19 protein-coding genes are annotated in these 24,245 nt (G+C 44.9%); 16 read left to right on the top strand and 3 right to left on the bottom strand.

The features are described from left to right. The first annotated feature begins 33 nt into the window (after window positions 1-33). A complete protein-coding gene (locus tag L5M17_RS01700; protein WP_028760165.1) occupies window positions 34-582 on the top strand; it encodes a DUF882 domain-containing protein in 549 nt (182 codons plus the stop codon). Here L5M17_RS01700 and L5M17_RS01705 read toward each other — a convergent pair. Continuing rightward, window positions 533-964, bottom strand: a complete 432-nt coding sequence (locus L5M17_RS01705) for a hypothetical protein (protein ID WP_106650352.1) — start codon at window positions 962-964, stop codon at window positions 533-535. The two genes, L5M17_RS01700 and L5M17_RS01705, sit on opposite strands and share 50 nt — an antisense overlap. A gap of 303 nt (window positions 965-1,267) precedes the next feature. Here L5M17_RS01705 and rplY point away from each other — a divergent pair, with 303 nt between their 5' ends. Next, on the top strand, window positions 1,268-1,555 hold the full coding sequence (gene rplY, locus L5M17_RS01710; protein WP_028760163.1) for a 50S ribosomal protein L25: 288 nt from the start codon (window positions 1,268-1,270) through the stop codon (window positions 1,553-1,555). Between the two features lie 191 nt (window positions 1,556-1,746). Here rplY and L5M17_RS01715 read toward each other — a convergent pair whose 3' ends face one another. Continuing rightward, window positions 1,747-5,727: a translocation/assembly module TamB domain-containing protein gene (locus tag L5M17_RS01715; protein WP_263144766.1), complete on the bottom strand. Its 3,981-nt coding sequence runs from the start codon at window positions 5,725-5,727 to the stop codon at window positions 1,747-1,749. Next, a complete protein-coding gene (locus tag L5M17_RS01720; RefSeq protein ID WP_263144769.1) occupies window positions 5,724-7,574 on the bottom strand; it encodes an autotransporter assembly complex protein TamA in 1,851 nt (616 codons plus the stop codon). The genes L5M17_RS01715 and L5M17_RS01720 overlap by 4 nt, the downstream gene beginning before the upstream one ends. 120 nt (window positions 7,575-7,694) lie before the next feature. Here L5M17_RS01720 and L5M17_RS01725 point away from each other — a divergent pair, with 120 nt between their 5' ends. The 14 genes from L5M17_RS01725 (at window position 7,695) to L5M17_RS01780 (ending at window position 24,227) form a co-directional block, all read left to right on the top strand. Beyond that, complete coding sequence (locus L5M17_RS01725; RefSeq protein ID WP_263144772.1) at window positions 7,695-8,726, top strand: isoaspartyl peptidase/L-asparaginase family protein; 1,032 nt, start codon at window positions 7,695-7,697, stop codon at window positions 8,724-8,726. Between the two features lie 386 nt (window positions 8,727-9,112). Further along, the gene (locus tag L5M17_RS01730; RefSeq protein ID WP_263138310.1) at window positions 9,113-10,117 is read left to right on the top strand and encodes an isopenicillin N synthase family dioxygenase; all 1,005 of its coding nucleotides are present in this window, start codon (window positions 9,113-9,115) and stop codon (window positions 10,115-10,117) included. Window positions 10,118-10,135: 18 nt separating this feature from the next. Then, on the top strand, window positions 10,136-11,296 hold the full coding sequence (locus L5M17_RS01735) for a trans-sulfuration enzyme family protein (RefSeq protein ID WP_263138312.1): 1,161 nt from the start codon (window positions 10,136-10,138) through the stop codon (window positions 11,294-11,296). Between the two features lie 287 nt (window positions 11,297-11,583). Then, window positions 11,584-11,943 carry a DUF4118 domain-containing protein gene (locus L5M17_RS23115; RefSeq protein WP_411568929.1) on the top strand — a complete coding sequence of 120 codons (360 nt, stop codon included), beginning with the start codon at window positions 11,584-11,586 and terminating at the stop codon, window positions 11,941-11,943. Window positions 11,944-11,955: 12 nt separating this feature from the next. Further along, a complete protein-coding gene (locus tag L5M17_RS01740; RefSeq protein ID WP_263144774.1) occupies window positions 11,956-13,437 on the top strand; it encodes a TrkH family potassium uptake protein in 1,482 nt (493 codons plus the stop codon). A gap of 52 nt (window positions 13,438-13,489) precedes the next feature. Beyond that, a complete protein-coding gene (locus L5M17_RS01745; RefSeq protein ID WP_263144779.1) occupies window positions 13,490-14,503 on the top strand; it encodes an FAD:protein FMN transferase in 1,014 nt (337 codons plus the stop codon). 381 nt (window positions 14,504-14,884) lie between these two features. Then, window positions 14,885-14,965, top strand: coding sequence for a potassium-transporting ATPase subunit F (locus L5M17_RS23120; protein WP_105252297.1), 81 nt, complete (start codon window positions 14,885-14,887; stop codon window positions 14,963-14,965). Between the two features lie 8 nt (window positions 14,966-14,973). Then, window positions 14,974-16,698, top strand: coding sequence for a potassium-transporting ATPase subunit KdpA (gene kdpA, locus L5M17_RS01750; protein WP_263144782.1), 1,725 nt, complete (start codon window positions 14,974-14,976; stop codon window positions 16,696-16,698). Between the two features lie 2 nt (window positions 16,699-16,700). Next, window positions 16,701-18,719, top strand: a complete 2,019-nt coding sequence (gene kdpB, locus L5M17_RS01755; RefSeq protein ID WP_131525163.1) for a potassium-transporting ATPase subunit KdpB — start codon at window positions 16,701-16,703, stop codon at window positions 18,717-18,719. Window positions 18,720-18,728: 9 nt separating this feature from the next. Then, entirely contained in the window at window positions 18,729-19,328 is a 600-nt protein-coding gene (gene kdpC / locus L5M17_RS01760; protein ID WP_263144786.1) for a potassium-transporting ATPase subunit KdpC, read from the top strand. A gap of 34 nt (window positions 19,329-19,362) precedes the next feature. After that, complete coding sequence (locus tag L5M17_RS01765; protein WP_263144789.1) at window positions 19,363-20,124, top strand: TorF family putative porin; 762 nt, start codon at window positions 19,363-19,365, stop codon at window positions 20,122-20,124. 2 nt (window positions 20,125-20,126) lie between these two features. Further along, window positions 20,127-22,787 (top strand): sensor histidine kinase, encoded by a 2,661-nt coding sequence (locus L5M17_RS01770; RefSeq protein WP_263144792.1) that lies wholly within the window; start codon window positions 20,127-20,129, stop codon window positions 22,785-22,787. 49 nt (window positions 22,788-22,836) lie between these two features. Next, complete coding sequence (locus tag L5M17_RS01775; protein ID WP_028760150.1) at window positions 22,837-23,520, top strand: response regulator; 684 nt, start codon at window positions 22,837-22,839, stop codon at window positions 23,518-23,520. Window positions 23,521-23,810: 290 nt separating this feature from the next. Then, window positions 23,811-24,227: a CBS domain-containing protein gene (locus tag L5M17_RS01780; RefSeq protein WP_028760149.1), complete on the top strand. Its 417-nt coding sequence runs from the start codon at window positions 23,811-23,813 to the stop codon at window positions 24,225-24,227. The last annotated feature ends 18 nt before the right edge of the window (window positions 24,228-24,245 follow it).

Below are 24,245 nucleotides of genomic sequence, written 5' to 3' on the forward strand. Positions count from 1 at the left end.
CTAGTGACCAAAAAGCATACAAAAGGTGATCATGTGACTTTAATATGTCCTGCCCGTAGGCAGTTATTGTTAGGCCTTAGTGGTGTGGCATTATGTTCCTTTATTCCCTCAAAAGCAGTTGCCAGCCGTTCAACCAAAGGGATCCGCGAGTTAAGTTTGTTTAATCGTCATACTGGCGAGCGCGATGATGGTAGTTACTGGGTAGATGGTCATTATCAGAGCAAGGTGTTAGACAATTTTAATCATTTGCTGCGGGATCATCGTCAGAATGTGGCAGCGCCTATGGATAAGCGCTTATTTGATTTACTCCACTCGCTCAAAACAACCTTGAATACCAACGATGAAATCCATGTAATTTCTGGTTACCGTTCACCAAAAACCAATGCCATGCTCGTGAGCCACAGTGGCGGAGTTGCTAAGAAGAGTTATCACATGCGCGGCATGGCGATGGACATAGCGATCCCTAGCGTTAAACTAAAAACCCTCAGAGAGGCGGCTTTATCCCTGAAACTCGGTGGTGTGGGTTATTATCCTAATTCTGGCTTTGTGCACGTCGATTGTGGTCCGGTAAGGCACTGGTAGCAATGATCTGTTGTTGGATCTGCTGATAAAAATCTTGTTCCAAGGCTTGCGATTCGATCAAGTAATGTCTGAGCAGCGGGATAAATTGTTGATTGAGTTTGTTCATTTCTCTATGTTGTTGCCAATCACAGATCAATAGGCTGAGACGTTGTGAAAATTGATATTGTCTTTGCCTCTGCGACTCAATATCGACAGACTCAATAATTTGCATAAGTAAGATCAAGCTGCGGTTTTTTTGTTGGGTGCAGGCAAGCAATTCTAAGAATTTTAATTCGAGGGTATTTTGCTGATAAGGAACGGTTTCGATAAGAGAGACGAGTTCACGGGCCAGTTGGCATGAAAGTCTATTTTCTTGTTGTAACTGGTATAGCGCATGACGCATTTTTTGACACAGCAGTTATCGAAATTTGCCCGAGCTTAACAGGCTTCTCAATTTCCCAGTGTGATCTAGATCTCGTGTTTTTTGTTTGAGATCAAAGCCTTTTCTCTGCCGTAACAGCCAAGATACAAGTTCCTCAATTTTATAAATAGCGGTCTGTTTTGCTAACGCTGACGCCGATAAATAGAGGGCTTGCGGTATTCTTGTGCGCTTTGGGTATCTATGTTAGTATTCGCGCGCTTTATATGAGCCGTCATTGGTCGAAAATGCCGGCAACTTTTTACTCTAAATTTAAGTGAGAAACACATGTCTTACACTATCCAAGCACAAACCCGCACTGAAATAGGGAAAGGTTCGAGCCGCCGCCTACGCCATGCTGGTAAAGTACCTGCTGTTATTTATGGCCAAGGCAAAGAGCCAGTTTCTATTGTTTTTGATCACAAAGATATCATTAACATTCAAGCTAATGCTGACTTCTACACTTCTACTCTGACTATCGTTGTTGATGGTAAAGAAGTGGGTGTTCGTGCACAAGCTATGCAACGCCACGTGTTCAAGCCAATCATTGAACATGTTGACTTCGTTTACGCTTAATTGTTGTAACTGAAGCAAAAAGCGCCTAAGGGCGCTTTTTTTGTGGCTAATTTTTAGTTGTTTGTATTTATGGGTAGACACTTAGGCTTTACCCAAACAACCTCAACATACTGTAACCCGTATTTTGAGATTGTTTGGTTAGAGTGATTGGATGCTAATTTTGTAGTGTCAATATCTTGGTATTCATATGGTTACTTGATATTGAAGTTGTAATAGATATCAAGTGATTGGCCTAAAGTGCCTGACACGGTTTCTAGATAGAGTTGTGAGAGCAAGTAATACCTGACTGTCATTTCGTAACCAGGGTTAAATACACCTACTCCGTATTTCACCATTAAGTTATCGCCGATAAAGCCACTGATCGCCACACGCCCTTCATCATTAGTGTCGAGTTGCACGTTAGAGAAACCAAACTCTTCAATGAGTCCTGTCGCAGTATTCCCTAGGTTGTTAATTGCGCCGCCGCCCACTTGTGAACCTAAACCGAGTGCCGCGCCCATCATCAGCGAGTTATTTTGCTCATTGTTGGCGCTGTTAAAGCCACTGCCTTTGATAATGTAAGACAAGATTTCGGCCTGCTCTTTGGCGGGATTGGAGAATAAGGTCACCACCGGGCGTGATGGCGTGCCTGTGACGCGTACACCTGCCACTAAGTCTTCAGTCTTAATTTCCCGTATTGCTTCAATATTCAGGTTTGGTAATGACGTTGGCCCCACAAATTGCACTTCACCAGTGCGGATTTTTAGGGTTTGGCCCATAAACTTGTAGCTACCTTGATTGACTTTGATATTACCGAAGAGCAAAGGAGGACGGAAAGCTTGCTGCTGTAGCTTTAAGGTCCCTTGGAGTTTACCTTTGAGGCCCATACCATCAATTCTGAGTTCGTTCCCCACACTGATATTCAGATCTGCAACGATGGCGTAGGGGCTAGTTTTAGGCTGAGTAGCGGCAATGGAGTCGTCAAATACCACGTCTTCGGAGGCTGCGACACCGCCTTCCGCTAATGGCACAATTTTAATGTTGCCAGAAGGTACTGCTATTTTTCCTTTTACTGCCAGTTGCTTACTGTTGAAGGTTAAGTTGATCTCGGGGGAGACATCGAGAATAGCCAGTGGCGGTTGGATCACGGCGAGCTTATCGCCTTCGAGGGCTAACTCGCCACTAAATTGACCTTGGGGCCATTGCAGTTGACCATTCACTCTGCCTAAACCATTGCCCATCATCCAGCGTCCCTTAAGCTGCGCTTGTTGACCCGCAAATGACATCGACATGTCAATTTTGTCGATTAATGTTGGGTTTGCGGTTAGGGCTAAGGCGCCCTCAGTTAAGGCCATGCTCCCCGATACTTCGGGCGCATCTAGACTACCCGCAAAGTCAAGTTGACTCGTCAGCAAACCTTGCACTGTATTTAATTGAGGGAAAAACTCTCCAAGTGGCTGCAAGTTGATTTGCTTGATATTGGCATAACCTGACAGGGTGCGATCGGGTGTGACATTGACGTTAATCTCACTCTGCCAACTGGCCACGCCTTCTGATTCAAAATCTAAAACCGTCGCCAGCCGTTTTGCATCTAAGGTCGCTTTTAATGATAGGTTTTGGTAATTAATGGTGACTTCACGATTTTTATCCCGTTTGAGCATAATGCTGCCGGGAGCAAAATCAAAGTTCACATCGGCAGTAGGCTTACGGCCAGCAGCCCATGCAACATTGGCTAATAGCGATGCAGGGCCGTTCCAACGCATATTCGTTGGTAATATTGGGATAAGTAATTGCCCTGGATTACCTGAGTAGCTCACCTGTGCGCTGCCTTTTTTACCTATTGGTGTATTACTGTTTAGGCAGATACGGCTATTGGGATTCATGAGGCAAAAGGGCGTAATGCTGCCTTGATTCTTGATTTGGTCCCAAGCCAGATTAATGGTGTTATCGAGCTGCCATAGGCCTACGGGCGTGTTGAGATTTAAACGATCAACATCGAGCTGTAGTCGTGACTTCTTCACATCGTATTGGCTGCTCATCGTTGCATCGAGCCCAAGATCGCCCGTGGCGTTGAGAGTGAGTTTTTGAGCGTTAATGGTACCTTTCGCCCCGAGTGTCACTGTATCTAAATTTTGTTCTGCAATCTGCAAGGTTTTTGATTTTAGCGAGATAGCAAACTCATGTTGATCTAGCGGCTTGTAATAGGCCTTTAAATTAGATTCCTGCAGTTTAATGTTTTGATAGTAAAGTTCTGCCAGCTGCGCTGTAAGCTCGACCTGAGGATGTTTCTCGTCACCAGTGACATTGATCTGCGCCTGTAGTTGGCCGCTGGCCTTAGGTAACCATAGGCCAAAGTCGGGCACTTGTAATTCACCTTGGAGATCCCAATTGGCATTGGCTTCGCCTTTGAGTGCCAGAGTTGAACCTAGTACTTTGGCGTTCAGCCCCTTAGCACTGACATACAGGGAATCATTCACACTGATATCCCCTGTAATATCGAAGGGATAACCTTGCAAAGTGCCAGTGAGCTCAGTATCGCTCAGGGATACTTGCCAACGGGGGTCTGCAAATGAGCCTTTAGTGCGTAATTTTCCTGAAATCAAACTGTCCGGTAAATCCGTTGTACTTTGCGCTGTATCCGTTTGTGGCAGCTGTATTTCTTGTAATTTGATGTCATTGATCCAGAGATTGGCGTTCCAGCTAATGGCTTTTTGATAATCGAGTTCGCCCGTGAGTTTGACCTTACCAATCGCGCCCATTACATCAAGATTATTGATAGTTAACTTAGCATCTTGATGATGGATGTCAGTGTCTATGTCGAGCACTTTGTGAAAGGGTGTGATCAGTTGGCCAGTAAGACTCGCCTCTTGCCGAACGAGGTCGCCTTGGCTATCGAGCGTGGCATTGCTTACCGAGTATTCAGGGTTCTTCAGTGGCCACTGAAGCCGTGTCTGTTCAAGTTTCACCTTGTAGGGCAGGTTAGGGTCTTGCAGTGTTATTTGGCCATCTAGCGTAAAGTCGGCATCGCCCTTGGCGACGGCATTCACCTGAAGTTGCCCTAAACTTTGGCTCAGCTTTAACGTTAATACTTGATGAGTGAGATCTGGCAATTCGACTAGTTGGTTAAGGGTGAGATTTGCCTCTAAATCGAGTGGATAATCTTTATCAAGTGTTAGGCTGCCTGTGATATCGACGCTGCCATCGGTGTGGCTGATGGCGAGATGGTCTAAGGTCAATTGGTATTCACGGAAACTGCCTTGTAGTTCTGCATGGCTAAAAACATCTTTACGATCGCCGATTTGCAGCGTGGTGTTGTCTAGCGTTAGGGCATTGACTGTCACAGGGAAAGGCATAAATACTTGTGGCAATTGTGCTAAAGCCCATTCAGCCTCTTTTGTTAGCGACGGACTGGCCGACGGTGTCGGTGTTGTATTCGTAGCAGTGCTGGGATCTGCTGCATTCGTTACCGCTGGCGTGCTGGCTTGCGTTGCTACATCGGTTGATGCAGGGATCAGTATGAATAATCCTTCGCTGGATAGCTGTTTAACCGACAAACCTTCGGTAAACCATTGTGCTTCTGCGTTAAGACGATTAGCGGTAAATTGCATATCATCCACTTGGATATTAACACCATTGAGTTCAGCAGAATCTAAAACAATATCAAAGGGTAATAGGAGCTCGCTGGGTTCTTCATCAAGTGGCGCGACTGGTGCTTCGTTTGAGTCTGCAGAAAGCGCTAGGGTATCAATAGTGACATCGACTTTAGCAGCAGATAAGCTATTCATGCATAAGCGTTTTTGTAGCAAACAGGCGGGTTGCCACAGTAAATGCAGATCCTCAAGTTGCACGTTTATTCCGGCCATAGACCAAGCCGCGTGTGATAGGGCTAAGTCTTTGTTAATGGAACCAGAGGTATAAGTCAGTTCAAGATCGGGTACAAATTGATCGGCTAAACCCACGGTAATGCGCGAGCCAAATTCAGTGCCGAGTAATAGGGCGATTAACACTAAAAGCCCTAATGGCACATAGATAATAATCCGAGTCCAGAGTTTGAACTGCCGCCACAGTCTTTGAATGAATGACACCGATGGGGTGACAGAGGTCACTATGGTTTCAGTGGCTTCGGCTTCAGTGATGGGATTATCAACGATATCTTGTTCGCTTGGCTTATTATGCTCTGGGGGCTGGCTCATAGATCTGTCCCCATGGTTAGGTGAATTCGCCATGATCTTTCAATGGTTTCAGTTTCTTTCAATCCGACCCCTAAATCTAATTTGATTGGACCAATCGGGGAGATCCAATGGATACCGCCACCGACAGAGACGACAGGTTCAAATTGATTATTATCGAAGGCGTTACCCGCATCGATAAATGTGCCGACCCGCCAAGTGGGGGTCACATAATATTGATATTCCAAACTACCAACCATTAAATAGCGGCCACCGATAACCTCGCGATTGGTTTTTCCATCGTCAGCAACATAGTCTAAATAGGGGCCGAGTTCTTGATAACCATAACCTCGGACACTCTGATCGCCACCGGCAAAATAGCGTAGTGATGGTGGGATAGAGGCAAGATCATTCTCGTTAGCTAAGTTGGCAGCTAAATCAATACGAGCGACGATTCTGTGGTTATCGAAGAAGGTATCAATCCATTTAAATTTAGCTTGCAAGCGGGCTAGGCGGGTTTCTGATCCTAAATAGGGATCGGCATAGTCTAGGCTGTAAATTTGTCTAAATCCGGATTTAGGATCCAGTGAGTTATCCCCCCGGCTAGTCCGAGAAAAGTTAATTCCTGCCAGATAAAATGACGGCATATAATCGACATCAGACTGAGTATATTCTTCGCGTATGGCCTCCAACGAATAACTCATTAGCCATTGATTTTCTAGTCTTTGTTGACGTAATAGTCCCAGAAGGTACTTAGTCGACTCGAGCTGTCCTGTGTTACTAAAATCACGATTCTCGGCATCATATACTTGAGTCACACCGTATTTGTCCCGCAGCAAACCGAGGCGGATCTTTAATTGATCGTCTAAGGGATGTGTGAGCGGAATCGTATAAGTGGTTAATAACTTTGGTCTATCGGGCGACCATTCGAGACTGGTTTCTTGGGAATGCCCGTATTTATTGATTTGTGGTGTACGCCAAGTCACGCGTACCCTCGGATCAAAGGCTTGATCTGTTTTGCCAATATCACCACCAAAACCGAGTTCAATTGCGTGACTTGCCTTAGGCGATAAGTCGACTCGCATTGGAATATGGTTATCTTCGACGTTATCGATTTGCGGGATCACTTTGATATTGGCGAAATAACCAGTATCTAATAACTGACGATTCAAGGCGCTTACACGGCGAGTTGAGTATGAAGCACCTTCTTTAAAGGGGATAAGATCCTCTAATATATCGGGTTCTAAGCTATGGCCATCGAAACTGACTTGGCCAAATCGGTAACGTTTGCCTGAATCAAAATGCAAACTTACCTGTGCGGTATTAATATCGCGGTTAACTTTAATTTGTGATTCAGTAAATTCGCCATCGAAGTAACCTCGTGCCAAGGCTAAGGTGACCAGTTGCGATTTTACGTCGCTGTAAACACCGTGATTTAACACATCGCCGGGTTTAATGTTGACCTTTGCGAGCCATTGATCGAAGGCTCGGTCATCAAGCATTTCACCACTAAAATTAATATCAACCCACTGAACAATGGTTGGCTCGCCGGGGCTGATTTCAAGTTTTAATTCCCACGGTCCCTTGTCATGCTCAATCAGCTTTTCTTCTACTTCACCGTGATAGTAACCCATGGATTCTAAGGCAGTGCTGATATTGTCATCGACATTAAACAAAAAGGCACGGCGCTGCACCTCAGATTCAGGTAAAGCGCCTAAGTGAGCAACTATGTTGCTTCGCAGCGCTTCATTTACGCCTGTAACAGATAATTTGATAAAATCATCTGCTGCCGCGACTGATGTGACTGAAATCAGACTCAGAAACAAGCAAAGACGAATGTAATGTGAGGTGATTTGCAAAAATGGCTGCACTTTATAGTCCCTGTGATTTGGCATCATTGTCGCCAGAATAAAACCAACAGGCAAGGAGATGATTGAAATTACACGATGAAATGGTTACAAAGGACGCTACTTTTTAAGGGGATGTAAAGAATGAAAACAAAATTAGCCACCTTTAGTTTAATTATTTCGGGCCTACTTTTTATGTCACATAACACCTTTGCCAATGATAAACCGTTCGCCATTGCGATCCATGGCGGTGCGGGGACGATTTCTAAAGCTAATCTCACCCCTGAACAACGCCAAGCCTACAAAGATAAGTTAAAGGAAGCGGTCGATAAAGGCTCAAAAGTCTTAGAGGAGGGCGGTGACAGCTTAGTGGCAGTACAAACCGCAATTAATATCCTTGAAAATAGTGCTCTGTTTAATGCTGGTATAGGCGCGGTTTATACCTATGACGGCGGACATGAATTAGATGCCTCTATTATGGATGGCAAAACCATGAATGCTGGCGCTGTCGCTGGAGTGCGTCATATTGCCAATCCAATTGACTTAGCCTTGGCCGTGATGAATAAATCTGAGCACGTGATGCTCTCGGGCGCAGGAGCGGAAGAATTTGCCCTGACTCAAGGCTTTACTTTAGTGCCAAACCATCATTTTGATACTGACGAGCGTTATCAGCAATTACTCGATGCACGGCAAAAACTGCAAGTTGCGGCTAAATCTGAACAAGTTGCTAATGTTGAGATGAAGGACCTCGATTACAAATTTGGTACCGTTGGTGCTGTCGCCTTAGATAAAAAGGGTAACTTAGCTGCAGGTACATCGACCGGTGGTATGACGGCAAAACGCTTTGGTCGTATCGGTGACTCTCCTGTCATCGGTGCTGGCACTTATGCTGAAAACGGTGTTTGTGCCGTATCGGCAACGGGTCATGGTGAATTCTTTATCCGTTACCTCGTCGCGGGGGATATTTGTGCCAAGGTGAAATATCAGCAAAAATCTATCATTCAGGCTGCAGATGAAGTTATTAATCAACGTCTTATCACTGCTGGCGGTTCGGGGGGGGTGATTGCAGTCGATCAGCGTGGCAATATTGCTACGCCATTTAATACCGAAGGTATGTACCGCGCCACCCGTAGTAATGGTGAGCCAGCCCAAGTGCTAATTTGGCATGATCAATAATGTCATTGGTAGAAGCATCTAGGTTTATAACTGACATGACTTAGAAACGTTAAAACTTCGAAACCTTAAAAAGCGAGTGCCGCAAAAGTGGACTCGCTTTTATTTTTATATCTTAATTTTACTAATGCATTGAAAAGTAACCAGATAAATATCATTAAGCAGTATGGCTTATGATGTTTATCTGAGTGGGCGGTTTGAGTTGGCCTAATAATTAGCGTTGTTTTAACCTTTGAAATTCAAATCTAGCAGTATAGAAGCCTAGATGTCTATATATTCAAATGATCTATTATTACCGTTTAATATATCAAATAGTTATTAATTCATTATCCATCGACCCATAAAGGCATAGAATCCGGCTCAGACAATGCATTAAATGGGAGTCATTGATGGAACAATTACCGATATTGAATTTAAGTGATTGGCATGCCGGTGGACAACGTCGTAACGCTTTTATTACTAAGCTTGCCGATGCTGCCAGAAGAATAGGTTTTTTCTATCTCACAGGCCACGGCATTGAGCTTGCTAGACAGCAGCAAGTACTTCAGTTAGCGGCAGATTTCTTTGCGCTGCCCGTCGTAGATAAACTTGCGGTGAAAATGGCGAATACACCGCATTTTCGCGGTTATACCCGTTTGCAAGGTGAATTGACCTTAGGGAAACCGGACTTGCGGGAACAGTTTGATATCATGCAAGAAGAAGTGGCTAACCCTCAGCAGTCTGATGTGCCTATATGGTGGCAGCTACAGGGACCTAATCAATGGCCGTCACAATTACCACAGATGAAATCGACTTTATTGGCATGGCAACAGGATTTAGGCGATACCAGTGTCACACTATTGAGGGCTTTAGCTGTTGCGCTAGAGCAGCCAGAAAGCGCCTTTGATGCCACGATCGAAGCGGGTCCTTATCAGCATATGAAGCTTATTCGCTATCCCAGCGCGGATGGACAGACTTCAGGCCAAGGCGTAGGAGCACACAAAGATCCTGGCTATTTGACCTTAGTGCTGCAAGATAAGCAATCCGGTTTAGAGGTTCAGACTGACAACGGTTGGTTAAGCATACCGCCATTAGAAGACGCCTTTGTGGTGAATATAGGTGAATTACTTGAGTTGGCTTCTAATGGGTATTTAAAGGCAACCAACCATAGGGTGACAAGCCCGCCTGCTGGGGTCGAGCGCTACTCGTGCGCCTTTTTTATGGCGGCGCAGTTGAATGCGACAGTCCCTTTGTTACCTTTGCCAAAGCATCTGGCGAACCAAGCTCAAGGACCGGCAAGCGATCCATTAAATCCACTTTTCCACCAAGTGGGCCAGAACGTATTAAAAGGGCGTTTACGCTCTCATCCCGACGTTGCTCAAGCACATTACGCCTCATTCGCTCATGCCATTTAATGGTTATTAGGATCTATTATGCAATTTAAAACTAAATTACTTCACACCCATTATGCCGCTGATAACTCGACGGGCGCTCTTACAACTCCTATCTATCAAAGTAGCACCTTCGCCTACGGTAGTGCCGAGGATGGTCGAGCCCGTTTTGCAGGTGAGCAACCGGGCTTTATCTACAGTCGTATGGCGAATCCGACAGTGCAGGCGCTTGAATATCAATTAGCACAACTGGAAGGGGCTGATGAAGCACTCGTTGTTGCGAGTGGGATGGCGGCAATCAGCAGTATTTTCTATGCCTTAGCCAGTCAAGGTGATGAAATCGCATTTATCGACCCCGTATACGGTGGCACTGCGGCATTTTTAATCCAAACGTTAACCCGCGCGGGTATTACTGTGCGCCGTTATCAAGACGATGATCATTTATTGGCAGAGATTACCGCCGAAACAAAAATTATTTTATTTGAGCCCATCACCAATCCGACCTTAAAAGTCAGTGACTACCGTAAGGTTAAGCGTGCCGCCGAAAAAGTGGGCGCTATAACCATTTGTGATAATACGTTTTTAACCCCGTATTTATTCAAACCACTGGAACATGGCATTGATATTGTGATGCACAGTGCCACTAAGTATTTAAGTGGCCATGGCGATTTAATCGCAGGTGTTGTCGCTGGACCTAAGGCATTAATGCAACCTATTCGCACTATAGCGCTTAAACATATCGGCGCTGCGATTGGGCCACAGGAAGCCTATTTATTACAGCGAGGCTTACGTACCTTAGCACTTAGAATGGATGCTCATCTTGCGGGCGCGGCTAAGGTCGCCGCTTTTCTTGCAACCCATCCGAGCGTTGCAAAAGTTTATTACCCAGGGCTAGCAGATGATCAAGGTCATCAAGTTCTGAGTGAAACCATCAACGCCTTTGGCGGTATGGTGAGTATTGAGCTCGAAGGGGGTTTTAATCGAGCGGCGCAGTTTTTAGATCATTTGAACTTGTTTACCCAAGCGGTCAGTTTAGGCGACTTAGAGAGTCTTGCCTGTCACCCAGCAAGTACCACCCATGCTGCTATGGATGCCGCGAGTCGGCTAGCTTCAGGGGTGAATGACAACCTGATTAGATTGAGCATTGGCGTCGAAGATCCTCAAGATTTGATTGCCGATCTTGAGCAAGCCTTAGCCATTTAAGCATATTGATACTAGCCATCCCCAGTTAAATTGATTGGGGATTTCAAAAGTATAATGTTATTAATTTCGTCTATATAAAGTTAATTCCCGTAATTTTTTACGTTTTTTTTACGCGTCAGAATTGTTTTCGTCTGTTAAAGTGAAAATCTGTATGACATAACGACTTACATTTTGATGGACAAACTAAGTGTTTTTAAACTCTCTGTTAGGTTGAGCTTTATTTCTGAGTGCTTACTCGCTATTTGCTTGTATTTACCCTCTTGGAGGGTGTCATCTAAAGCATTATTATTGTACTCCAACTCGTTGTCGTTATGATTACACTTCAATGTTGTTTTCAATATGCGTATATGGCTGCATTTTTTGAAGCTATTCGTGTTCATTTTTTATTTAACGCTCCTTATTATTCCCTCCCAATGATAGATGTGGCTGTTTTTATCAATCTAATCGCTTTTATTGTCATAGCCATTGTCGCGACGATAAGTCAACTTGCAATCCACCTTAGACGACAACAAAGAGTATTAGGGGAAGATCTATTTCCTAACCTAACTCTGTTATCGATTGCATATGATTTTAGAACAGGACGTGAGCGCTTGTATTTTATGATGCCTAATAAATTATTCATTAAGTCTTTCACGATAAATATCTAAAGGTGAGTTGGAATGATTGCAGTCAGTGGAATACAGAAATCTAGCTCTCGATTTCATACCATAATTCATCTATGTAGCTTTTTGATTGTCATATATAGCTTCACCATGTTGATGCCTATCGCTGTTGCATTATTTTATAAAGATGGATATATCACTCCATTTTTAATCACATTCCTCCTTTCCCTTTTTATTGGTGTGGTCGGTTGGAAGATGACAAGTGAGGAAAATAAAAATCTGCAAAAACGTGATGGCTTCATGGTCGCTTGTTTATTTTGGCTGATATTTTCCTTAATGAGTGCATTACCTTTTCTTCTTGATAGACGATTGGACTTGAGTTTAACCGATGCCATGTTTGAAGGTGTGTCTGGCATTACGACGACTGGAGCCTCGATTTTTTCAGATATTGATGAACTACCCAAATCGATTTTATTTTATCGAGCACAGCTTAATTTCCTCGGTGGGTTAGGGATAATTGTTTTGGCCGTTGCAATTATGCCATTTCTTGGTATTGGTGGCGCAAAATTATATCAGTCTGAGATGCCAGGTCCCATGAAAGAGGAAAAGATGACGCCCCGCCTTGCGGATACGGCTCGAAATTTATGGGGGCTTTATAGCGTACTTGCCTTAGGTTGTGCAGTTGCTTATAAACTTGCAGGAATGAATTGGTTTAATGCCATATGTCATAGTCTATCTACCGTTTCATTGGGTGGATTTTCCACACATAGTGACAGCTTAGGATATTATAACAGTGCTGCAATTGAGCTTGTGGGTGGTGTGTTTTCAATACTTGCAGCAATCAATTTCGCCTTATACTACATAGTGTTAGTTCGGCGAAGCTTCAAGCCTATTTGGTATAATGCGGAGGTTCGATTTTTTATTCTCATATTATCTATCGTTGTTGGGATCGCTTGTTTAGAGCTGAATCGTACTCAAACTTTTGATATTAAAGATTCATTGGTACATGGATTTTTTCAAACAGTTTCAGTTATGACGGACAATGGATTAGGCTCTGCAGGTTATCCTAATTGGCCCAGTCATATTGTGCTTTTATTATTAGGCGCGAGCTTTTTTGGAGGATGTTTTGGTTCTACTTGTGGCGGTATTAAAGCTGTCAGATTTTTACTTTTGTATCGTCAAGGGATCCGAGAAATTCACCAATTAGTTCATCCAAATGCCATTTTAACCACAAAGATTAGTGGTCAAGTCGTTTCAGACAGGGTCATTCGTTCAGTGTGGGGATTATTTTTTCTGTATATATTTTTTACTTGCGTTTTTGTATGGGGATTGGTTGCCATTGGACATGATTTTGCAACTTCCTTTGGAACCGTAGCCGCTTGCATTAATAATATGGGGATTGGTTATGGTGATACAGCATCTGGATTTGGCACTTTAAAAGATGCGGGGAAATGGCTGATGTGTGTGGCTATGCTTTTTGGCCGACTAGAAATATTTCCTGTATTAATTATTTTCTCACGAGCATTTTGGCGATTTTAAATATAAATTTAGTTTGCAGTCAATCACCCGTATTGATTGAAAGGATCATTATATGAAGTGGTTATTAGCATGTATATTACTCATTATGTTAGTAGGGTGTCAGAAATCGCCAGTTTATACCAAGTTAGAAGGCCTTGCGCAGGGGACGAGTTGGCATGTGACATTTTGGAGTAAAGACAATATAAATAGTACAGAGATAAATCGCGATATTGAGCGGCAATTGGCAGAAATAGATCTTCATATGTCTACTTATCGTTCTGATTCTGTAATTTCTCGTTTTAACAATATGCATTCCGCTATGGCGGTCGGGGATGATATTTTAGGACTAATAGAAATAGCCAAGGAGGTCACGTCAAAAACGGAGGGATGTTATGATTTGACCATTAAACCATTATTCGATTTGTGGGGATTTACCCATAACCAATTAACTATTCCTACAGAAAGTGCACTTCAACAGACATTAACCTATGTTGGCTTACATCATTTAAGTATTAATAATCAAATGTTAACTAAAGATTTGCCAGAGGTACATCTTGATTTATCTTCGATTGGACAGGGATATAGTGTAGGCAAAGTTGCAGATGTGCTAAAGCGATACAATATCGATAACTATTTGGTAGAGATTGGCGGCGAAATGGTCGTACACGGCAGTAAGCTCGACGGTTCTGCTTGGAAAATCGCGATTGAAAAACCGCTTCCTGAACAACGTACAATGCAAAAAGTTCTACTTATTGATTTCCCTCAAGCCATTATGACATCTGGCACATACCGTCACTATTTCGATCATTTAGGGCAGCGCTATTCACATATTATTGATGCGCGAACCGGTAAACCCGTAACCCATAACACAGTATCTGTCACTGTGTTGGCAACGGATCCGGCTAGAGCAGATGCTTGGTCTACTGCGCTATTATGTTTAGGAAGTCAACAAGGATTAGCCATCGCTAATCAGAATGATATAAAAGCATTATTTATTGATGATAATAAAGGTGTGCTTAAAGAGATTAAGACAGATAGCTATAATAAAATAAAAAATATAGAGCTTAATTTAACAACGAATAATTGAGTTATCTATTATATATTACCCCTCATTAAATCAAGTGCTAGGATTATTTTAGCAGAGTAACCCCCAATATCAGCTAGTATCCATAGCTGATATTTCTATTTATTATTAATAATTTACTCAGTAGTTGATGTGGATTACCTTCTAATTCTGAAGACTATGACATCACCCATAACGGCAAATAATTGTTAAAATATTGATAAAACCCAGCCTTTCTTTGCCACTTGCTAAACACACCAACGTTGCATATTTATCCTCACCTACTTTTGCTAAATATTGTTATTTTTACGTATTCTTTACGGGATTCGTCTTTGCCATTCTAGAGACTTTACGCGGTTAATTCATATATTTGTCCTGTCACTCAATTTCTTAAGGACAAATTATATGGACTGGATATTTCTAATACTCTCCATAGCACTTTTCATCTACTTAGCAGTGGCAATGTTTGCCCCTAATAAGTTTTAGGAGTCGTTATGTTTGAAATCACCCTTATTTTCATTACTGCGCTTGGGCTCGCATGGCTGCTGGGATCCTATATGACAGGGGTTTTCTCTGGTCAGTCCCATTTTTCAGATCGGTTATTTAATCCCATTGAAAAGTGGATTTATCGGGCTATAGGCGTCAAGGCCAATACTGGAATGAGCTGGAAATCCTATGGTGCGGCGTTTCTTATCAGCAACTTAGTACTTGGTATTTTGGCGTTTCTTATCCTTCTATTCCAACATCTGTTACCGCTTAACCCCGATGGCATAGGACCATTATCTTGGGATCTGGCTTTGCACACTGCGGTGTCATTCCTCACTAATACCAATCAACAGCACTATTCCGGGCAGGCACAGCTCAGTTATCTATCCCAAGGTTTTTTAATTGTCACGCTGCAATTTGTCACTCCAGCCATGGCGCTGGCGGTTTGTGTGGCGATTTTACGGGGAATGTTAGGCGGACTTAATAATGACAGCGCCAAAGAGGGCGAGGCTCGAAATCTGGGTAACTATTATGTTGACCTAGTGCGCGGTGTACTCAGACTCATGCTGCCATTAGCGGCTATTGTGGCGCTGTTACTGACTTGGCAAGGCGTACCGAGTAGTTTTGACGGTGCACAAAAAGTGAACACCTTAGATGCGGCAGCACCTATCTCTGAGCAGGTCGTTCCGATCGGCCCCGTTGCTTCAATGGTTGCTATCAAGCAATTAGGTACTAATGGCGGTGGCTGGTATGGCCCCAACAGCAGTAACCCGCTTGAAAACCCAACGCCAGTCAGTAATGCCATCGAAACCATAGCCTTAGTGCTGATCCCTATGGCCGTCGTCTTTATGGCTGGCGGAATGCTAAGACGCAAAAAATTTACCCTAATGGCTCTGGTTGCTATGGGTCTATTGAGTGTCAGTTTTCTGGGGGCGACTGTGTACAGCGAGTTGCAACCCAACGCCGCCTTTGCGGGATTAAGCGCCCAAGGGCCTAATATGGAGGGTAAAGAAGTTCGCTTTGGACCTGAGCTATCGGCGCTATGGGCTTCTTTTACCACACAAACCTCTAACGGTTCGGTCAATGCCATGCACGATTCCTTCAATCCAATCGGGGGATTGATGACGCGATCAGGCATGTTACTTAATGCGATATGGGGCGGTATTGGCTGCGGTTTTGTTAACTTTATCGTTTATGTGTGGATTGCTGTTTTCTTATCGGGATTGATGATTGGCCGTACGCCAGAGATATTTGGTCGTAAGCTCGAAACCCGTGAAATCACCCTTTTGGGAAGTCTATTAGTTTTACCTACCTTATGCGTCTTAGGTTTGACGGCGATCACTGTGGCTATCCCGAGTATTACGGGCAACAGCAACCCCGGCTTTCATGGAATTTCGCAAGTCTTTTACGAATATACCTCCGCTTTTGCTAATAACGGTTCGGGTTTTGAAGGCTTAGGTGATAACACGCCTTGGTGGAATATCAGTTGCGTTATCGCCTTACTGCTTGGTCGATACCTGCCACTGTTTTTACCGCTGGCGATTGCGGGGATGATGTCGAGTAAAAGAGTGAGCCCCGACAGTAACGCGAGTTTGAAGCTCGAGAGTCCCACCTTTTGTTTCACCCTTATTGCCGTGATTTTAATCATTAACTTCCTGTCTTTCTTACCTGCGGCGGTATTAGGGCCTATTGGCGAAGCTTTAGAACTTGCCACTATGAGTCTGGAGAAATAGTCATGCATAAACCTGCTCAAATATTAGATAGCGCCGGCGTGAAGCAAGCTGCCTTTGGTGCTGTAAAGAAAATGTCCTTAGTGAGTATGGCTGGCAACCCTGTGATGTTCGTGGTGATGGTCGGTGCTTTACTCGCCGCTTTGATCACTGGACAAAAGTTCTTCAATGGCGAGACTGTTGGTTTTGAGTTAGCCACGACCCTTATTCTTTTGCTTACCGTGTGGTTTTCTAACTTTGCGGAATCTGTGGCAGAGGCAAGGGGTCGTGGACAAGCGGCTAGCTTAAAGTCGGCGAAAGAGGCCTTGCAGGCTCGGCGCATACGCCACGGTGAGTTGGAATCAGTATCCGCAACTTTGCTTGTCAAAGGCGATAAGGTGAAGGTTTTACAGGGTGATTATATTCCTGCCGATGGTGAAATCATCGAAGGGATAGCCACTATCAACGAATCGGCGATTACCGGTGAATCTGCCGCTGTGCTGCGTGAAGCTGGTACAGATCATTCCGGTGTGATTGGCGGCACTAAGGTACTTACGGGTGAAATTACCGTGCTGGTTGCTAACGATCCGGGGAATAGCTTCTTGGATCGCATGATAGGGCTGGTCGAAGGGGCGAAGCGTCAGAAAACACCGAACGAAACGGCGTTGACTGTGCTACTTGCATCATTGACTGCGGTTTTCCTCATCGTGGTGGTGACTTTGCCACCCATGGCGGGTTTCGTCGGTGCAAGCCTTGATTACACTATGTTAATTGCGCTGTTAGTGTGTTTGATCCCAACGACGATTGGTGGCTTGTTACCTGCCATTGGTATTGCAGGCATGAACCGCGCCTTAGCCGCCAATGTGGTCGCTAAATCGGGTAAAGCCGTGGAAGTTGCGGGGGATATCGATACGTTACTGCTAGATAAAACTGGCACTATCACTTTCGGTGATCGTCAAGCGACCGCATTTTTACCCGTGAAAGGCATTGCTGCTGAGATGTTGCGTGATGCGGCGGTACTGTCTTCCCTCGATGACCCCACCCCTGAAGGGAAATCTGTACTCAAATTGGCCATAGATTTGGGCGCGGTATTGCCCGTCAAACCTACGGATGCGACTTTTATCCCTTTTACGCCGGAGACTCGGGTTTCTGGGGTGATTTTAACCGATGGTATTCAAGGCATTAAAGGCGCGGGCGATGCGATGCAGTTTTGGGCGCAGCAGCATCAAATTCACTGGCCTGAATCTGTTAACGCGCTTATCCGCAAAGTGGCTTTGCAGGGGGGCACTCCCTTAGTCGTCGCCAGTGGCACGCACATTTTAGGGGTTATAGCCTTAAGTGACGTGATTAAGCCAGGCGTTGCGGAGCGGTTTGCCCGTTTAAGGGCGCTCGGTGTGCGGACCATCATGGTGACTGGGGATAATCCACTAACGGCTGGCGTGATTGCCGCCGAAGCTGGGGTCGATGATTTTGTCGCTGAAGCTAAACCTGAGGATAAACTTGCCCTTATTCGCGCAGAGCAGGCCAAAGGTCGATTAGTGGCTATGGTGGGGGATGGCACTAACGATGCGCCGGCATTAGCGCAGGCCGATGTAGGGCTTGCGATGAACTCGGGTACCCAAGCCGCTAAAGAAGCTGGCAATATGGTGGATTTGGATTCAGATCCCACTAAATTACTGGCAATCGTTGAAGTCGGAAAACAATTGCTGATCACCCGCGGCGCCTTGACTACCTTTTCCCTCTCCAATGATGTGGCTAAGTATTTCGCCATTATTCCAGCAGTATTTGCGGGGGCTTTGCCTGCGATTGGTGCACTGGATCTGATGCAGCTTCACAGCCCTACCTCAGCCGTACTCGCGGCGCTCGTATTTAACGCTCTTATCATTCCCGCCTTAATTCCATTGGCATTAAAAGGCATCAAGCTCAGACCCATAAGTGCAGAAAAATTACTGCGAAATAACATGCTGATTTATGGCTTAGGTGGGGTGATTTTACCCTTTGTCGGCATTAAAGCGCTCGACTCAATCATTGCACTTATGCTCTAGGAGACAGTAATGAATTCAATCGTATATACCACTAAAACCCAGCATGTCGTTATGGGATTGAGAGCCAGTCTCGCCCTGTTATTTGTGTGCGGCGTTGTCTATACCGGCACTGTGACTCAGCTCGGAGGCGCTTTATTTCCCGTACAAGCTAAGGGCAGTGTGATCCACAGGGATAATATTGCTATGGGTTCTGAGTTCATCGCTCAGCCCTTTGTTAATCCCGCTTATTTTTATAGTCGGCCGAGCGCTGTCGGTTACGATCCTATGGCGACAGGCGGTAGTAACCTTGCGCCGAGTAACCCGGCGTTACGTGAACGTGTGATGGCAACAAGCCAAGAAATCCAAGCCAGGGAATCCGTTAAGGCCGCTGATATTCCAGTCGATTTACTCGCCACATCGGGGGCGGGACTGGACCCTCATATTTCACCTGCTGCAGCCAAACTGCAAGTCGCGCGTGTGGCTCAGGCTCGACAGTTAGCCGAACCACAAGTGTTGACCTTAGTGGCGCAATTTATCGAACCACCGCAGTGGGGCATTTTTGGGCAAGCGCGCGTCAATGTGCTCAAGCTCAACCTCGCTCTCGACCAGATTGCTAAACACGCTCAATAAAACAATATTCTACTGAATTTAAGGATAAATTTTTATGTTACCGATTAAGTCTGCTCCTTGTTCACGCCTCTTTGCGGGTGTGATGATGGCATTATCTTCACTCTCTATGGGTGCGCTTGCCAGCACTGAGATTCAAGGGGGGAATGCCTCTTGGCAGAGTCAAGGGAGTGTGATGCTCATAAGTGATTATGCGTTTCGCGGTATTTCTCAAACCGATGAAGGACCTGCAGTTCAAGCAGGATATACCTTAAACCATGATTCTGGCTGGTATGGCTCGCTTTGGGGCAGTAACATCGAATTTGGGGATGGAAGTTTAGAACTCGACTTGTCCGCTGGCTGGGCCAAGGATTGGGATAATGGCTTAACAACGGACCTAGGCGTGATACGTTACCAATACTCGCAGGACGATACCGACCTGAGTTATAACGAAATTTATGCTGTGGTAAGCTACGCCGATGCTAAGTTAGGGCTGGTTTATTCTCCTGATTATTTTGGCGAGAATGTAGACGATTTTCAGTATGTTTACGCCAGTTATGGGCCGCAACTGTTCTCTAATCTAAGCCTAGCGCTGCATCTTGGGAGTAATTTTTTTGCCTCCGAGCAAGATATGGCACTGTTTTTAGGTTCTATGGCCGCAAGCAATAGCCACTATTTAGATTGGCGAGTGGGGCTGAACCTCAATATGACTGAGCAGGATGTGTTGAGTGTCGGTTATGTCGATACGGATTTATCGCAGAGTCAGTGTCAATCCCTGTGTGATGCGCGCTGGATAGTCAGTCTTTCAAGGAGTTTCTAATCGTGGTTCCAATCAGTCAAACACAGCAAGCCAATGCGCTCTTAAGTCAGATACAGCAAAATGATAAAGGCAAACTGACGGTTTTTCTTGGGGCGGCACCTGGCGTGGGCAAGACCTATGCCATGCTCAGTGCGGCAAGGGAAATAGCCCAGCAAGGCGTAGATTTGCTGGTTGGACTGGTTGAAACCCATGGGCGTGCCGATACCGAAGCCATGTTAGCGGGTTTTGAGGTATTGGCGCGTAAATCCATTGACTATCATCATAATCAGTTAATGGAATTCGATTTGGATGCGGCGCTGCTGCGCAAGCCTAAGCTTATCTTAGTCGATGAGTTGGCCCACACGAATGTCCCCGGTAGCCGCCATAAACGGCGCTATCAAGATATCGCTGAATTACTGTCTGCGGGTATCGATGTCTATACCACAGTCAATATTCAACATTTGGTCAGTTTGAATGACCTAGTGTTACAAATCACTCAAGTGCGAGTCAGAGAAACCGTCCCCGACCATTTTCTCGATGAAGCCCATGAAATTATATTTGTCGATTTACCGCCATCAACACTCATAGAACGCTTACAACAAGGCAAAGTCTACCTACCCGAGTATGCTCGCTCAGCTTTAGATGCCTTTTTTTCGGTATCGAATTTAACGGCGCTGCGCGAATTGGCAATGAAAAAAGTCATAGAGCGAGTCGATGCAAAACTACTCTGTGAGCTCGATGCCAAGGCTCAGGGGACTGAGTTTGTGCTCAAAGATAGATTGTTAGTCCTAGTCAGTAATAACAGTGATCATCAATATTTGATCCGCATCGGGCGACAGATCGCCGAGCGACGGCAAATTCCTTGGTTAGTACTCTGGGTCGATACAGGAAAAGCCCTAGGTCTTTACCAACGTAAAAGGCTAAATGAGGCCTTTGCCTTAGCCAAAGAACTGGGTGCGCAGACCGAGGTATTACGCGGCACCAGCAGCTATCAGGCGGTTTTACCCTACATAGCGCTACACCGAATTAACACTATATTGGTGGGCGCAGGCGTCAGACGCACCTTTCCTTGGTGGCGTAAACGGCTCTACCAACGTTTGGTTGAATCTGGTTTACCCGTTGAAGTCAGTGTATATCATGCTCCCGAAAACCAAATGCAAGTACGAGATCCTATTACGCCTAAAGCCAGTTTTGGTGATCTTCGAGGCCATATTCTTGGGCTGATTGGCGTGGTGGTTATTTTTCCGCTGGTGGCATTTTTAGATACTTGGCTCAGTAATGGCAATCTGGTGTTGTTATATGTTTTCTTGATTGTCAGCATTGGCTTAACCTATGGCGCTAGGCCTGCCATGGCAACTGCGGTGTGGTCTTTTTTTAGCTTTAATTTTTTTCTTACTGATCCCAAATTTACTATGAATGTAAATAGTCAGGATGATATTGCCACTTTAATTTTTTTGATGTGTATAGGGCTTATCAGTGGACCGGCGGCATCTCGGATCCGAAATCAGTTTATTTTGCTGCGTGAGTCAAATCGTTATGCTGAAACCTTAAAAGATGTTGCCCAAGAATTATCGGTTGCCGATGATGAAAAAGCCCTTTGGCAAACGATAGGGCGCAAGATTGCTGGTTCAGTGAATGCCGATTGTTATATTGTTTTGCAGCGTAAAGATGGTCAGCGATCCTATTTACCACTGTTGAATACGCCATTTAACGACCTTGATTTAGCCGCAATCGATTGGACCTTGCGCCATGGGCAAGCGGCGGGGCGTTTGAGCGATACCTTGAGCGCATCGGGTGTGAGTGTGTTCCCCATTGAACTTGAAGGTACGACGATTGGCGCGGCGATTTTAGATTGGCAACCTACGGTCAACGAACTCAGTCCGTTTGATAGAGAGCTTATTTTGGCCATGTTACAGCAAGGTGCTAATACATGGCGGCGTATTCAGTTAGTGTCAGATCTTGAATCAGCACGGGTGAAAACAGAAATTGAGCAGTTACGTTCCGCATTATTATCGTCAGTGTCTCACGATCTAAAATCACCACTCTCAGCCATGATGGGGGCAGCCGAGAGCTTAAAACTACTGAATAAACAATTGCTAGAGGCCGATCGTAACGAGCTACTTGATACTATTTTGCAAGAAAGCCGTCGCTTGGACAGCTATATCCAAAATCTACTCGATATGACACGCCTGGGTCATGGCACTTTGAGCATAGAGCGTGATTGGGTTTCGGCAGATGACATTATTGGCAGCGTACTTGGCAGGCTTAAACGCTATTTCCCTAATGCAATCGTTGAATATCACAGAGAAAAAGAACCCCCACTCCTATTTGTGCATGCGGCGCTGATTGAACAAGGATTATTTAACATTCTAGAGAATGCTGTTCGATTTTCACCACCAGAAGAGCCTATTTGTATTGAATTAACCATTTCTAATCACCGTTGCTGTATTGCCATTGAAGACAGAGGGCCGGGGATTCCCGCCAGTCATAGGGATCAAATTTTCGATATGTTTTATGTGGTTGCCGATGGCGATCAGAAAAAACAGAATACAGGTATGGGGCTGGCTATTTGCAAAGGCATGATAGCTGCACACGGCGGTAGTGTTCGCGTTACCGATTGCCTACAGGGGCAAGGTACTCGTTTTGAAGTTGAATTGCCGTTAGACTATCCCGTTCCTGGCTAATCATTTTTAGCCAAAATATCCTTAATAAACCACAGAATGGACTAGAGACGTGGCAATAAAAATCGTGGTTATCGATGATGAGACCCAAATACGCCGCATGCTGCGGATTGCACTCACCAGTGAGGGCTATGACGTTACCGAAGCTGAAAATGGTCAGCAAGGGCTCGCAGCTGTCGCTCGACAGCAACCTGAATTAGTCATTTTGGATTTAGGCTTGCCGGATATGGAAGGACATCAAGTGCTACAGGAGTTACGGGGATGGTCCGATGTTGCTGTGATTGTATTGTCGGTTCGTAATCAAGATAAAGAAAAAGTCGCAGCATTAGATGCAGGCGCGCAGGATTATGTGACCAAACCCTTTAGTGTGGAAGAGTTACTGGCAAGGGTGCGGGCGATTTTAAGGGACCATATCAAACCTGAAAAATTACCCATATTAGATGATGGCAAGTTGCAGATTGATTTAAGTCGCAGGCTGGTTAAAGTTGATCATCAAATTGTCGAACTTACACCCAAGGAATACGCAGTATTGTCTAAATTGGCGTCGTCACCTAACTGCGTTGTCACTCAGACTCAGTTGCTCAAAGAAATTTGGGGGCCCGCTCATACAGAAGACACACATTATCTACGAATTGTGGTCAGTCACTTAAGGCAAAAATTAGGCGACTCCCCGAGTGAACCTCAGTATGTGCGGACTGAGCCCGGTGTGGGTTATCGCTTTTATATCGACTTATAGCTTGTATCAATAGCGAATTAAAACGCGTTGGAATGACAAGTAAAATGATCACCGAAGACTGATGGCATTACCTGCCTCAATCGGATACTTACCTGATTTCAGTTTGTAGTGTTCGCTTCAGTTAACTCTAAGTCGCTCTTTCTGGCTGCCTTTGTTGACGCTATTTTTGTCCTGTTAGCTCTTGTTGACATTGGGTTTATGCACTAGATAAGCCCAATCGATATAAATCGCACATTCTTGTCGATATTTTGACTAGACTACAAACGTAGGGTTAATTCGAGGGAAAGACTATGGACTTAATTAAAATCCGCGACCATATGGATCGTCAGCCCGTGTTGCTGCGCGCTAATATGTCGCTCGCGACTGCGGTCGAAAAGCTGTTAGATAATAATAAAATGGGCGCAGCAGTGGTTGATGATACGGGCGATTTGGTGGGTTTTTTATCCCAGCAGGATTGTTTGGCTGTGATGATCAAAAGTAGCTATCACTGTGATATGACCTCAGTGGTGAAGGATTGCATGCGCACTGAAGTGCTGTTCGTTGGGCCAGATGACAGTATTTTGCAGCTCGCAGAACAAATGCTAGGGCCTAAACCTAAAGTGTATCCAGTGGTTGAACATGGCAAAGTAATTGGCACGATTAATCGCACCAATGTGCTCAAAGCCATGAATATCTATATGCAACAATGTTATCTGTCACCGGTTTAATCTAAGTCGAGCTAGTGC

The organism is Shewanella sp. SW24, from assembly GCF_025653395.1.
Lineage (GTDB): Bacteria > Pseudomonadota > Gammaproteobacteria > Enterobacterales > Shewanellaceae > Shewanella > Shewanella oncorhynchi.

Coding starts and splice junctions, on each gene's coding strand:
- L5M17_RS01705 (WP_106650352.1), bottom strand. CDS start 964: ATGCGTCATGCGCTATACCAGTTACAACAAGAAAATAGACTTTCATGC.
- rplY (WP_028760163.1), top strand. CDS start 1,268: ATGTCTTACACTATCCAAGCACAAACCCGCACTGAAATAGGGAAAGGT.
- L5M17_RS01715 (WP_263144766.1), bottom strand. CDS start 5,727: ATGAGCCAGCCCCCAGAGCATAATAAGCCAAGCGAACAAGATATCGTT.
- L5M17_RS01725 (WP_263144772.1), top strand. CDS start 7,695: ATGAAAACAAAATTAGCCACCTTTAGTTTAATTATTTCGGGCCTACTT.
- L5M17_RS01730 (WP_263138310.1), top strand. CDS start 9,113: ATGGAACAATTACCGATATTGAATTTAAGTGATTGGCATGCCGGTGGA.
- L5M17_RS01735 (WP_263138312.1), top strand. CDS start 10,136: ATGCAATTTAAAACTAAATTACTTCACACCCATTATGCCGCTGATAAC.
- L5M17_RS01740 (WP_263144774.1), top strand. CDS start 11,956: ATGATTGCAGTCAGTGGAATACAGAAATCTAGCTCTCGATTTCATACC.
- L5M17_RS01745 (WP_263144779.1), top strand. CDS start 13,490: ATGAAGTGGTTATTAGCATGTATATTACTCATTATGTTAGTAGGGTGT.
- L5M17_RS23120 (WP_105252297.1), top strand. CDS start 14,885: ATGGACTGGATATTTCTAATACTCTCCATAGCACTTTTCATCTACTTA.
- kdpA (WP_263144782.1), top strand. CDS start 14,974: ATGTTTGAAATCACCCTTATTTTCATTACTGCGCTTGGGCTCGCATGG.
- kdpB (WP_131525163.1), top strand. CDS start 16,701: ATGCATAAACCTGCTCAAATATTAGATAGCGCCGGCGTGAAGCAAGCT.
- kdpC (WP_263144786.1), top strand. CDS start 18,729: ATGAATTCAATCGTATATACCACTAAAACCCAGCATGTCGTTATGGGA.
- L5M17_RS01765 (WP_263144789.1), top strand. CDS start 19,363: ATGTTACCGATTAAGTCTGCTCCTTGTTCACGCCTCTTTGCGGGTGTG.
- L5M17_RS01780 (WP_028760149.1), top strand. CDS start 23,811: ATGGACTTAATTAAAATCCGCGACCATATGGATCGTCAGCCCGTGTTG.